The organism is Luteimonas sp. MJ250 (genome assembly GCF_039548455.1).
Classification (GTDB): domain Bacteria; phylum Pseudomonadota; class Gammaproteobacteria; order Xanthomonadales; family Xanthomonadaceae; genus Luteimonas.
On sequence record NZ_JBCLVB010000012.1, the window covers coordinates 1 to 12,259 of the forward strand.

The 12,259-nt window shown below is 69.7% G+C and carries 9 protein-coding genes; 3 read left to right on the plus strand and 6 right to left on the minus strand.

Going from position 1 to position 12,259, the window contains the following annotated elements:
* Nucleotides 1-178 precede the first annotated feature (178 nt).
* Complete coding sequence (locus WCE37_RS09710) at nucleotides 179-2,257, minus strand: M13-type metalloendopeptidase (protein WP_343279425.1); 2,079 nt, start codon at nucleotides 2,255-2,257, stop codon at nucleotides 179-181.
* Between the two features lie 411 nt (nucleotides 2,258-2,668).
* Here WCE37_RS09710 and WCE37_RS09715 point away from each other — a divergent pair, with 411 nt between their 5' ends.
* Complete coding sequence (locus WCE37_RS09715; RefSeq protein WP_343279192.1) at nucleotides 2,669-4,057, plus strand: DEAD/DEAH box helicase; 1,389 nt, start codon at nucleotides 2,669-2,671, stop codon at nucleotides 4,055-4,057.
* A gap of 5 nt (nucleotides 4,058-4,062) precedes the next feature.
* Here WCE37_RS09715 and WCE37_RS09720 read toward each other — a convergent pair whose 3' ends face one another.
* The 3 genes from WCE37_RS09720 to trxA form a co-directional block, all read right to left on the minus strand.
* On the minus strand, nucleotides 4,063-6,114 hold the full coding sequence (locus tag WCE37_RS09720) for a bifunctional serine/threonine-protein kinase/formylglycine-generating enzyme family protein (protein ID WP_343279193.1): 2,052 nt from the start codon (nucleotides 6,112-6,114) through the stop codon (nucleotides 4,063-4,065).
* Between the two features lie 75 nt (nucleotides 6,115-6,189).
* Nucleotides 6,190-6,660 (minus strand): DUF4442 domain-containing protein, encoded by a 471-nt coding sequence (locus tag WCE37_RS09725; RefSeq protein WP_343279194.1) that lies wholly within the window; start codon nucleotides 6,658-6,660, stop codon nucleotides 6,190-6,192.
* 2 nt (nucleotides 6,661-6,662) lie between these two features.
* Nucleotides 6,663-7,547 carry a thioredoxin gene (trxA, locus tag WCE37_RS09730; RefSeq protein WP_343279195.1) on the minus strand — a complete coding sequence of 295 codons (885 nt, stop codon included), beginning with the start codon at nucleotides 7,545-7,547 and terminating at the stop codon, nucleotides 6,663-6,665.
* A 100-nt stretch (nucleotides 7,548-7,647) separates the two neighbouring features.
* Between trxA and WCE37_RS09735 the strand changes: the two genes are divergently transcribed.
* Both WCE37_RS09735 and leuS read left to right on the plus strand, forming a co-directional pair.
* Nucleotides 7,648-8,298, plus strand: a complete 651-nt coding sequence (locus tag WCE37_RS09735; RefSeq protein ID WP_343279196.1) for a DUF998 domain-containing protein — start codon at nucleotides 7,648-7,650, stop codon at nucleotides 8,296-8,298.
* 32 nt (nucleotides 8,299-8,330) lie between these two features.
* A complete protein-coding gene (leuS, locus tag WCE37_RS09740; protein WP_343279197.1) occupies nucleotides 8,331-11,090 on the plus strand; it encodes a leucine--tRNA ligase in 2,760 nt (919 codons plus the stop codon).
* A 2-nt stretch (nucleotides 11,091-11,092) separates the two neighbouring features.
* Here leuS and WCE37_RS09745 read toward each other — a convergent pair whose 3' ends face one another.
* Both WCE37_RS09745 and WCE37_RS09750 read right to left on the minus strand, forming a co-directional pair.
* The gene (locus tag WCE37_RS09745) at nucleotides 11,093-11,446 is read right to left on the minus strand and encodes a hypothetical protein (RefSeq protein WP_343279198.1); all 354 of its coding nucleotides are present in this window, start codon (nucleotides 11,444-11,446) and stop codon (nucleotides 11,093-11,095) included.
* A complete protein-coding gene (locus tag WCE37_RS09750) occupies nucleotides 11,443-12,258 on the minus strand; it encodes a sulfatase-like hydrolase/transferase (RefSeq protein ID WP_343279199.1) in 816 nt (271 codons plus the stop codon). Before WCE37_RS09750 ends, WCE37_RS09745 begins: the two co-directional genes overlap by 4 nt.
* Nucleotide 12,259 lies beyond the last annotated feature (1 nt).

Genomic DNA, 12,259 nt, shown 5'->3' on the forward strand with positions numbered 1-12,259 from the left:
CGCACAGGGGGGTGTGTGGGGAGCCGGCCATGGATGGCCGGCGCCCGGCCGCTGGGAGCAGGACGCGGAGACGGCCGGCGCAGCACACCCCCCTGTGCGCGGGACGGGCAGCGCGGACTACGAACCACGAAAAAGGCCCGGCATGGGCCGGGCCTTTTTGGCAGTGCGTGTGCCGCGTTTACCAGATCACGACCTGGGACTCGCCTTCGCGGACCATCGCGCTGCCCGGGGTGCACTGGAACGCCGCGGCGAAGGCCGGCAGGTTCGAGGGCGCGCCGATCGCGCGGAAGTTCGCCGGGGCATGCGGATCGGTGGCGATGCGCACCTTGAGTTCCTCGTCGGTGAAGTTGCGGCGCCACACCGTGGCCCAGTTGGCGAAGAAGCGCTGGTCACGCGACAGGCCCTCGATCATCGGATCCTCGCTGCCGGCGGTGGCCTTCTTCATCGCGTCGTAGGCCGTGGCCAGGCCGCCGAGGTCGGCGATGTTCTCGCCGAGCGTCAGCTTGCCGTTGACGTGCAGGCCGGGCGCGGCTTCGTAGCCGTTGAACTGGGCCACGAGCTTGTCGGTGCGGCCCAGGAAGCCCGCCGCGTCGGCCTCGGTCCACCAGTTCTGGAACTTGCCGCTGGCGTCGAAGCGGCTGCCCTGGTCGTCGTAGCCGTGGGTCATCTCGTGCCCGATCACCGCGCCGATGCCGCCGTAGTTGAGCGGATCGTCGGCCTCGGCGTCGAAGAACGGCGGCTGCAGGATCGCGGCCGGGAACACGATCTCGTTGGCCAGCGGGTTGTAGTAGGCGTTGACCATCTGCGGCGGCATCGCCCACTCGGTCTTGTCGACCGGCTTGCCGATCTTGCCCAGCATCCACTTGTAGTTGAACTCGTTGGCGGCCAGCACATTGCCGATGTAGCTGTCGCGCGAGGTCTCCAGGCCCGACCAGTCGCGCCACTTGTCCGGATAGCCGATCTTGGGCGTGAAGCTGGCCCACTTATCCATGGCCTTGGCCTTGGTGTCGTCGGACATCCAGTCGAGGTTCTCGATGCGCAGCTTCAGCGCTTCGCTCAGGTTGGCGACCAGGGTCTCCATCCGTTCCTTGGCTTCCGGCGAGAACGCGACATCGACGTACATCTGGCCCAGGGCCTCGCCGGTCTGCCTGCCGATGGTGTCGAGCACGCGCTTGCCGCGCTCCTTCATTTCCTTCTGCCCGCGCATGGTGGCGGAATGGAAGTTGAAGTGCTCTTCGGCGAAGGCGTCGGCAAGGTAGGGCGAAGCGCTGTCGACGGTGTGGAAGCGCAGGTAGGCCTGCCAGGTCGCGGGCGCGACGTCGGCGATCATGCTGCTGACCTCGGAATGGAACTCCGGGATCGCGAGCGAAAACTTCTCCGGGATCTCCAGGCCCTGGGATTCGAAGAACGTGGTCCAGGCGAAGTCCGGTGCCAGCGCGTCGGCGTCCGCCGGGCTGACCGGGTTGTAGAACAGGCCGACGTCGCGCGACATTTCCTCGCTCGACTTCGAGACCTTGGCCAGGCGGGTCTCGAACCCGACCACGTCGGCGGCCTGGGTGGACGCGTCGGCGGCCGGCACGCCCGACAGTTCGAGCATCTTGGCGACGTGCGCCTGGTAGGCCTCGAGCTTGTCCTTCTTGTCGGCGTCGAAGTAGTAGGTCTTGTCGGGCAGTCCCAGGCCGCCCGGGAACGCGTAGGCGATGTTCATGGACGAATCCATGAAGTCGGCCTCGGGGCCGAAGCCGAACACGGTGAACTGGCCCTTGGCCGCGCTGCTGCGCAGGTAGTCGGCGATCGCCGCCGGGGCGTCCAGCGCGGCGATGGCCGCCAGCTCGGATTCCAGCGGCGCAATGCCCTGTGCGTTGATCGCACCGGCGTCGAGGCCGGTCGACCAGATGTCGCCGACGATCTTGTTGACGCCGGTCGCGCCCTCGACCGCCGCGGCCTGGTCGGCCAGCTGGCGCTGGATCGCCTGCGAACGCTCGTCCAGCATCTCGAACGCGCCCCACGACGTGCGGTCGCCGGGGACCGGGTTGGCCGCGAGCCAGGTTCCGTTGACGTACGCGCCGAAGTCGGTGCAGGCGTTGCCCTTGGCGTCGAAGTCGCTCGCCTTGAAGCTGTTGACGCCGGGAAGCGTGGTTTCATCGAGGGTGAACGCCGCGGCGGCTGCGGGCGGAGCGTCCACGGCCGCGGTTTCGGTCGCGGCGTCACGCTGGCAACCGGCCACTGCGGTGGCAACGGCCAGCGACAGCAGCAGGAACTTGGGTACGGACTTGGAAAAATGGCTCACGGCGAACTCCGCCCTGTTGGGCATGGGTGATGGAATGGAACGGCCACGCGGGCGGGCCGGCCCCTGAATTTACGCCTGCACTACCGTTGTCGGGGGTGCAGAAGGTCATGGCGGGCTTTCGCCGCAGTAATGGTCGCCATCGATCACGGTCCTCCCACATTCATCTTTCTGCCGTATGATGAGCGGGTTGGCGCACGGCAGTCCGTTATCCGGTCATTGCCCAGCCGCGGTCGCTCCATGCGGCCCGGCCCTTTAACTCCCGCACGTCTCTCGTCGCGCAGACACGGCCCCGGACATCTCCGGTGGCCGTCAAAACCATTGTCCGCCGCGCGGTTCACGGAAAGCGCCGGGCAAGCTGCGAACCAGGAGTTCAAATCCATGTCCGATACCCGGACCTTCGAGGCCCTCGGGCTCTCGTCCGCGCTGCTGCGCGCGCTCGATTCGAGCGGCTACACCATTCCCACCCCGATCCAGGAGCAGGCGATCCCGCTGGTACTGGCCGGGCACGACGTGCTTGGCGCCGCCCAGACCGGCACCGGCAAGACCGCCGCGTTCGGCCTGCCGATGCTGCAGCGACTGGCGAAGGAAACCCCGCCGAAGGGGCCGCGCAAGCCGCGCGCGCTGATCCTGGTGCCGACCCGCGAACTCGCGGTCCAGGTCGCCGAAAGCATCAAGGAGTACGGCCGCCACATGCGCCTGAACGTCACCACCATCTTCGGTGGCGCCGGCATGCAGCCGCAGATCGACAACCTGCGCCGCGGCGTCGATATCCTCGTCGCCTGCCCGGGGCGCCTGCTCGACCATATGGAGAATGGCCACGCCAAGCTCGACGCGGTCGAGGTCCTGGTGCTTGACGAAGCCGACCGGATGCTCGACATGGGCTTCCTGCCGTCGATCAAGCGGATCATGGGCCGCGTGCCCAAGCAGCGGCAGACGCTGCTGTTCTCGGCCACCTTCGAGCCGCGCATCAAGGCGCTTGCTCTGGATTACATGCAGTCGCCCAAGCAGGTCGAAGTGGCGAGCCGCACCAGCATCGCCGACACCATCGTGCATCGCGCGCACCCGGTTGATTCCGGACGCAAGCGCGACCTGCTGATCGACATCCTCGCTGCCCGCCACACCGATCGGGTGCTGGTGTTCGGCAAGACCAAGCACGGCTGCAACCGCCTGGCCGAGCAGCTCGAGACCGCCGGCCTGCCGGCCGTCGCGATCCACGGCAACAAGAGCCAGGCGCAGCGCCAGAAGGCGCTGGACGCTTTCAAGGCCGGGCGTGCCCGGATCCTGGTCGCGACCGACGTCGCCGCACGCGGCCTGGACATTCCCAACCTGCCGCTGGTGATCAACCACGACCTGCCGATGGTGGCCGAGGACTACGTGCACCGCATTGGCCGCACCGGCCGTGCCGGCGTGGCCGGCGAGGCACTGTCGCTGGTTTCGCCTGAAGAAGGTGGGCTGCTGAACCAGATCCAGAAGATGCTCAAGGCCGAGATCCAGATGGACGTCGTGGCCGGCTATGAGCCGAGCCGCCCGATCAGGCTGGATGCGCCGATGCCTCCGCAGGGTGGCCGCGGCCAGCGCCAGGGCGCGCCGCGTCCCGGTGGCCAGCGTCCCCCGCGGGCCCCGGGCGCCAAGCCCGGCCACCGCCAGGGTGGCCATGGCAAAGCGCAGCCGGTGGCGGCGCATGCCCATGCCGGCCCGAAGGCGCCTGGCAGCCGCGGACGCGGCGGGCGTGGCCACGGCGGCAACAGGAGTGGTTCCAGCGCCTGAGCGCGCTAACCGCCGCCGAGGTCGCGGACCAGGCGGAAGCCGAGGTCGTCGAAGCCGCGCTCGGCTTCGTGGGCCTCGGGGCCGGCGGCGCCTTCGTTGCGCCAGCCGGCACCGCTGGCCACGCGCTGCGCGCAGCTGCCGCTGCAGTCGATGTTCCATTCCGAGATTCGGCGGTCGCCACCGGGTGCCGGCAGGCGGCTCCATTCCGATGCGGTGGCCAGGCGATACGCCAGGCCATCGCGCTTGCCCCGCCACGCCGCATAGGCGCTGGCGTCGTCCCAGGACACGCAGACCACGGGGTCGGCTCCACGCTGGTCGAACCCGGGCGAGCGCCAGTTGCGCGGCGCAAGCATGCGCAGAAGCGATGCCCGCTCGCGACAGCGCGCGGGCTCTCGGCCGGTCGCGTCGGCGAAGCTCGCGTACTCGTCGCGGCTGACCAGGCGGCGCATCGCGCCCAGGCGGATGCCACCCTGTTGCACCAGGACCATGTCGATACCGGGCCCGCCCAGGCGCTCGCCCGGGATCGGGATGGCGCGTGCGCGCTCTTCCAGCGCAGCGAGTGCCGGTGCCTCCAGGCCCATGCGGCGCGCGGCTTCGACCGCGTCGAGGCCCGCGGCGCGGTCGAAATCGGCCGCGGCCTGCGCCACCCGCGCAGCGACCACCTTGTCCATGCCCTGTTTGGCCTTGCGCAAGGCCGCACCGTCCGCTCGCGAGGTCCGCGACGCCAGCTGGCTCGCCTGCATGATGCCGGTGCGGGCCGAGTCGGTCCGGCCTGATGCGAAGTCGCGGCCGGCCTTGTCGCCCAGGGTGGTGATCATGGCGTCGATCGCCGGCGCCAGGCGAAGGTGGTCGGGGTCGGCCTGCCAGGCATCGAGCAGGCTGGTGTAGGCATTGTCGCCGGCGGGCGACGTCAGCTTGCCGGCGCGCAGCTGGCGCTCGGCAAGGGCCAGGAAGCGCTCGGCGTCGGACGCGGGTGCGGCGCGCAGCAGTGCATCGCCGGGATCGCCCAGCAGCGGTGCCGGTCGGCTGGACGGCGCCGCATGGGCGCTGGCGGCGGCATCGCCGGTGGCGATCGCGCGATAGAAGCCGGGGGAGTCGCTTCGGTGCTCGAGGTACAAGCCGGCGCCGAGGCTGGCCACGGCCAGCAGGCCCGCAGCCGCCCATGCGCGGGCGGACAGGGCACCGAGCCGGGTCCCGAGATCGCGAAGCAGGCTGCCTGCACCGGCTCGCCCCGCGGCCGGAACGCGATCCAGGGCGGCGAGCATCTGCGCGGCGTCGGTGAACCGGTGTCCCGCCGACTTGGCCAGGGCGCGGTCGATGAACGGCTGCCAGTGACGCAGTCCCCGCGGCAGGCGCGGGATCGGATCCTGCACGTGCATCATCGCCATCGACAGCGCGTCGGCGGCGTTGTAGGGCAGGGCACCCACCAGCATTTCCCAGGCCAGCACGCCGACGCTGTAGAGGTCGGCGCGGGCATCCACGCCTTCGCCGCGTGCCTGCTCGGGCGGCATGTAGGCGGTGCTGCCCACCGCCAGCCCGGCCGTGGTCACGCGCGAGCCGTAGCCGCGCCGCAGGGCGATGCCGAAGTCGGCCAGCAGGGGCCGGCCGGCGTCATCGAAAAGCACGTTCTCGGCCTTGACGTCGCGGTGCACGATGCCGCGCGAGTGCGCGTACTGCAGCGCCGACAGCAGGCTGCGCAGGATATGCCGGGCGGTGGCTTCGTCGCCGCGCAGGTCGCGCTGGCCGAGGTGGCCGCGCGCCAGGTAGGGCATGGAGTAATAGGGCAGCCCGTCGCGGGTGCGGCCGACGTCGTGGATGCCGACGATGTTGGGATGGTCGAGGCGGGCGATGGTGCGCGCTTCGTTCTCGAAGCGGCGGCGGCTGACCTCATCCCCGAGCGCTTCGGGCAGCATCACCTTGATCGCCACCTCGCGATTGAGCGAAAGCTGCTCGCCCAGGTAGATCGTGGACATGCCGCCGGCGCCGACCACCCGGTTGATCCGGTAGCCGGGAATGTCGGGCAATGGCGTGTCCGCGCTGCGTGTCCTGTCGTGCATGTCCCGGCCCCCCTCAGGCGTGGACGAGGATAGCGCCCCCGCGCCGGGATGGGATGAACGACGGTGCGACGCCGGTCACGGGCCTGCGTCGGGGGGCTGGCGATCCGGCTTGCGGCGGACGTAGACCTGCTTGCGCACCGCGGCGACGACATCTCCGTCCGCGTCACGCACTTCGGTGTCGAACCAGTGCAGGTACTTGGCGCCGCCGGCGGTGGCGGCGCGCATCGTGTCGAGCACGTCATCGCCGAGATCGAAGCTTGCGTGCACCGTGCCGCGGCCCGGCTTGAGGAAGCGGATCTCCGCGGCCTGGTCCCAGACGTAATAGCCACGCCCCAGCGAGCGCATGGCCAGCAGCATCCAGAACGGATCGGTCATCGCGAACAGGCTGCCGCCGAAATGGGTGCCGACGTAGTTGCGGTTGTACCAGCGCTGGCGCAGTTCCACGTGCGCGTGGCGGAAGTCGCCGCTGATCGCCGTGATGCGGATGCCGGCGAACAGGAACGGCGGCCACGCGTTCATGCCCCGGCGCAACGTCGCGGCGCGCACGCTCAGGACAGCAGCAGTGCCGACATCTGCCGGCGGTAGCGCGAGACCAGTCCGGCGTCGTCGATCACCCGGAAGGCTTCGATCAGGGCCTTGCGCGGCAGGCCGTCGTCGAAGCCGCGGTCATGGCGCAGCATCTCCATGAACTCCTTAAGCGCGGCTTCGTGCCGGCCGGCGACCATGTGATGGGCGCCGAGGAGGTGGCGGGCGCGAAGGTCGCCGGGATCGGCGGCGAGCGCGGCTTCGAGCACGGCGGCCTGGGGCGCGTCGCGCAGCAGGGCGGCGAAGCCCAGCGCGGCGCGCGCGCGCAGTGCACGGTCGTCAGTGGCAAGGTTGGCCGGCAGTGCGTCGAGCAGGCGGCCGGCCTCGGCGGTAGCGCCGGTGGCAAGCAGGGCGACGGCGAGGTCGAGCTTGAGGCCGTCATTGTCCGGCGCGGCCTCGATTTCGCGACGCAGGCGCTGGACGTCCGCCTGCGGGTCGACGGGTGCGACGGGTCCCGCATCGGCCGCGGCATCGGCATCTGCCGGGGCGTCCGCGGGCACGATGCCGTGGCGGGCGAGGAACTCGCGCAGCTCGCCTTCGGGCATCGCGCCGGGGAAGCCGTCGACCGGCTGCCCGTCCTTGACCAGGATGATGGTCGGGATCGAGCGGATCTGGAAGGCGCCGGCAAGCTGCTGCTCGGCCTCGACGTCGACCTTGGCCAGCAGGAAGGCCCCGTTGTAGTCGGCGGCGAGCTTTTCCAGCACCGGGCCGACGGTCTTGCACGGCCCGCACCATTCCGCCCAGAAGTCGATCAGGACCGGTGTCTGCAGCGAACGATCGAGGACTTCGACTTCGAAGTTGTCGGTGGTGACATCAAGGACGTGTGGCTTGGCGTGTGGGGGGGACATTGCGCGATCCGGTATGCGATGGACAGGAGATTGTGCCAGCGCTTGCCGATTGCAAGCCCGGGGGCGAGGATGCCGGGCCTTGCCAGGAGCCCGGGCGCGCATGATCGAAGCAGTGGAAACATCGCCGGGCCAGTGGGCCAGGGCGCGATGTGCGGCGGCCTTTGCCGCCGGCATCTGCTTCGCGCTGGCGCTCGCGGGCTTCGGTTCCGCGCTCACCGGCTACGCGCAACTGCACTATCCGGTGGCACTGCTGGGCGCTGCCGGCGTTCCGCGTGCAACCGCGTTCAACCTGCTTGGGTTCGTGCTGCCTGGTCTGCTGGCTGCGTTCGTCGCCCTCCATCGTCGCCGCGGGCTGCCGCCCTCGGCACCGCTGGCCGCACGCCTGGGCTGGACGATGGCGCTGCTGGCGGCGCTGGCGTTCGCGGCGCAGGGGCTGTTGCCGCTTGATGCCTCCGCGCCCGATGCCGGCCGGGGCCGCTTGCACGGCGTGGCGTGGGGGCTGTGGGGCATCGCGTTCGCGGCGGCGGCAACGGCGCTGTCCATGGCGGCGTTGCGGCTGCAGCGACGGCTTGCGGCGTTCGGCCATCTGGCCGCGGGCGTATTCGTTTTCAGCCTGGCGTGGCTTGCCGCCGATCTGGTACCGGCGGCGCTGGCGCAGCGCGCTGCGTTCGCCTGCTGGTTTGCCTGGATCGCCTGCGTCGGCCTTGCCGGATCCGGCGGCGCATGGCGGCGGCATCGCCCACTGCGGTAGGCTTGGCGGCCCTGTTTTGCTGGCGTCCCGACGTGTCCGAAACCCCCGCTGCGACCGAGCCGACCTCCTTCCGTCCCGCTGACGTCGAACGCGCGGCCCAGGGCTTCTGGGAGCGTACGCGCGCGTTCGAAGCGACCGAAGACCCGGGCCGGCCGAAGTATTTCTGCCTGGCGATGCTGCCGTACCCGTCCGGTGCCCTGCACATGGGGCACGTGCGCAACTACACCATCAGCGACGTCATCAGCCGCCACAAGCGCATGAGCGGCTTCAACGTGCTCCAGCCGATGGGTTGGGACGCCTTCGGCCTGCCGGCGGAAAATGCCGCGATCAAGAACCGCACCGCGCCGGCGAAGTGGACCTACGCCAACATCGATCACATGCGCGGGCAGCTGAAGATGCTGGGCTACGCGATCGACTGGTCGCGCGAGTTCGCCACCTGCAGCCCGGACTACTACGTCCACGAACAGCGCATGTTCACCCGACTGATGAAGAAGGGGATGGCGTACCGCCGCAATGCGGTGGTGAATTGGGACCCGGTCGACCAGACCGTGCTCGCCAACGAGCAGGTGATCGACGGCCGCGGCTGGCGCTCCGGCGCGCTGGTCGAGAAGCGCGAGATCCCGCAGTGGTTCCTGCGCATCACCGACTACGCCCAGGAGCTGCTGGACGGCCTGGACACGCTCGACGGCTGGCCGGACTCGGTCAGGACCATGCAGCGCAACTGGATCGGCCGCAGCGAGGGCCTTGAAATCCAGTTCGCGGTCGATGGCGAAGACGAGCCGCTGACCGTCTACACCACGCGCCCGGACACGCTGATGGGCGTGACCTTCATCAGCATCGCGGCCGAACACCCGCTGGCGCTGAAGGCGGCTGAAGGAAACGCGGAGCTCGCGGCATTCATCGCCGAACTGCGCAAGGGCGGCGTCTCCGAGGCGGAGGTCGAGACCCAGGACAAGCGCGGCATGGCGACCGGCCAGTGGGCGATCCATCCACTCACCGGCGAGGACCTGCCGGTCTACGTCGCCAACTTCGTGCTGATGGGCTACGGCACCGGCGCGGTCATGGCGGTGCCCGCGCACGACCAGCGCGACTGGGAGTTCGCCGGGACCCATGGGCTGCCGGTGCGGCCGGTGATCGTGCCGCCGGGCGTGGCCGACGCGCTGCGCGAAGTCGGCAGCGACGTCGCGCACGACGCCGATCCCTTCCAGGCGGCGCTGGCCGGTGGTTCGGTGGATGCCTACGACACCTCCGCCGCGGTGGCCGTGGTCCGTGGCTATTTCGAATCGGTCCGCAGCGAGGGCGCGTACACCGATCGCGGCATCCTGGTGTCCTCGGGCGAATACAGCGGCATGGATTTCGACGCCGCCTTCGATGCGCTGGCGGCGCGTCTGGACGCCGACGGCAAGGGCCGTCGCCGGATCAATTTCCGCCTGCGCGACTGGGGCGTGAGCCGCCAGCGCTACTGGGGCTGCCCGATCCCGGTGGTGTACTGCGATGGCTGTGGCGCGGTGCCCGTGCCCGACGACCAGCTGCCGGTGATCCTGCCGGAAGACGTCGAGGACGCCTTCGCCTCGGGCACCGTGCAGTCGCCGATCAAGGCCGATCCCGAGTGGCGCAAAACGACGTGCCCCGAGTGCGGCGGCAAGGCGGAGCGCGAGACCGACACCTTCGACACCTTCATGGAGTCGAGCTGGTACTACGCCCGCTACACCTCGCCGGGCGCGGCCGACATGGTCGACGCGCGCGCGAAGTACTGGACGCCGGTCGACCAGTACATCGGCGGCGTCGAGCACGCGATCCTGCATCTGCTCTACTTCCGCTTCTATCACAAGCTGCTGCGCGACCAGGGCCTGGTGGACAGCGACGAGCCGGCGGTCAACCTGCTCACCCAGGGCATGGTGGTGGCTGATACCTACTACCGCGAGGATGCCAACGGCGCCAGGGAGTGGTTCAACCCTGCCGATGTCGACGTCGAGCGCGACGAGCGCGGTCGCATCACCGGCGCACGTCTTGCGGCCGACGGCCAGCCGGTGCGGGTGGGCGGCATCGAGAAGATGTCGAAGTCGAAGAACAATGGCGTCGACCCGCAGTCGATGGTCGACAAATACGGCGCCGACACCGTGCGCCTGTTTTCGATGTTCGCCTCGCCGCCGACGCTGTCGCTGGAGTGGAACGAGGCCGGCGTCGAAGGCATGTCGCGCTTCCTGCGCCGCGTCTGGCGCCTGGCCCAGGAGCACGCAGCAACGCTCGCGGCCGCGACGCCTCTGCCCCGGTTCGCCGGCGACCTCACCCCGGGACAGAAAACCCTCCGTCGCCACCTGCACGAGACCATCCAGAAGGTGGGCGACGACTACGGCCGCCGCCACAGCTTCAACACCGCCATCGCGGCGCTGATGGAGCTGCTGAACCACCTGGTGAAGTTCAACGACGCCAGTGAGGCCGGCCGCGCTGTTCGCCATGAGGTGCTTGAAGCGATGGTGCTGATGCTGAACCCGGTGACGCCGCACACCTGCCACGCGCTGTGGCAGCTGCTGGGCCATGCCGAGCAGGTGCTTGACGATGTCCCGTTCCCGGTCGTCGACCCGGAGGCCCTGGCGCGCGACGCGATGACGCTGGCGGTGCAGGTCAACGGCAAGCTGCGCGGCACGATCGAGGTCGCCGCCGACGCCGCGCGCGATGCCATCGAGGCCCGCGCACTGGCCGAGCCGGGCGTGGTGAAGGTGCTCGAGGGCCTCTCGGTGCGCAAGGTGATCGTGGTGCCGGGCAAGATCGTGAACATCGTCGCCGGCTGAGTTCAAACGTCGTCGCAGGGGGCCCGGGTCAAGGTGCGCCGGGCCAGCGGCTTGCCTGCGTTCGACACCAGGGTGATGGTCAGCCCGTCGCTCGCCCATGCGCCGGTGTCGGCTTCGCCCACGTGCGTGGTGGCCCGGCGCCAGCTCTTCATGGGCTTCCCGGGACCGTTGACCATCAGCGATGCCGGCAACACCTGGTCCGGGGGCAGGTTCCAGCGGACCGTCACGACCTTTGGAATGCTGCACGCCGGCCGCGCGGGGTCGATTTCCAGTCCTGCACCCCGCGGGGAGCACGCGGTCGCAAACGCGAGTGCCAGCGTCGTGGCGGCGGGCAGCAGGGCGCGGACGCGGCTCATGGCAGCCTGGCCTCGAGCTCGCCCTTGAGATTGGCGCGCGCCGCCGCAGTGAGGCCCTTGGCCAGCGGTGAACCGGGCTTTTTCGCGTAGTCCGGCCCCAAGGCCGCGCCGGCGCGGCGGCTGAAGTCGAAGTAGGCGTTGTCGATTCCGGCCTCCCATACCAGCTCCGCTGGAAGTTGCCAGGGAAAGCCGATGTCGCGATCGGCCGGCCAGGTGGTCGTGCCCTGGCCGCGGATCAGGACCCATGACGGCTTCTGGGTACGCGGCGATTTCCCGTCCACGAAGCCGAGCTCTGGATACGTGGACTTCAGCCCGGGCAGGTGGTCGCCGAAAAAGAGCAGCATGTAGGGACGCTCGCGCCGCTGGAGGACGCCGAGCAGGCGGGCGAACTGCGTGTCGGCGCTGCCGAGGTGGTAGAGCAGGTTGCGCAGTTCGATCGCGCTCTCCGCGGAGATGCCGTCGGGCAGTGTGAGCGCTTCCCAGGCGTCCGGATGGCGGAGCGTTCGCGCCTGGTTGTACGGGCCATGGTTCTGCATGCTGATCGCAAACGCGAACAGCGGCGCCTCCCCGGCCTCGAGCTCGCCGACCAGCAGGTCGGTCATGGATTGGTCGGAATACCACAGCCCGTCCTTGTGTCCGTCGGGGCGGAAGTCGCGCGAGGTGAGGAACTTCTGGAAACCCAGCGGCTTGTACACGCTGGCCCGGTTGTAGAAGGAGCCCTGGTGGCCATGGATGGCGACGGTGCGATAGCCGGCCTCGCGCCATGTCCTGCCTGCCCCTTCGCCGGCCACTTGCGGAGCGCGTGCCGTCATC

Bases quoted from the DNA above. Each gene is read 5' to 3' on its own strand.
- WCE37_RS09715 (WP_343279192.1), top strand. From the start codon at position 2,669: ATGTCCGATACCCGGACCTTCGAGGCCCTCGGGCTCTCGTCCGCGCTG.
- WCE37_RS09720 (WP_343279193.1), bottom strand. From the start codon at position 6,114: ATGCACGACAGGACACGCAGCGCGGACACGCCATTGCCCGACATTCCC.
- trxA (WP_343279195.1), bottom strand. From the start codon at position 7,547: ATGTCCCCCCCACACGCCAAGCCACACGTCCTTGATGTCACCACCGAC.
- WCE37_RS09735 (WP_343279196.1), top strand. From the start codon at position 7,648: ATGATCGAAGCAGTGGAAACATCGCCGGGCCAGTGGGCCAGGGCGCGA.
- WCE37_RS09745 (WP_343279198.1), bottom strand. From the start codon at position 11,446: ATGAGCCGCGTCCGCGCCCTGCTGCCCGCCGCCACGACGCTGGCACTC.
- WCE37_RS09750 (WP_343279199.1), bottom strand. From the start codon at position 12,258: ATGACGGCACGCGCTCCGCAAGTGGCCGGCGAAGGGGCAGGCAGGACA.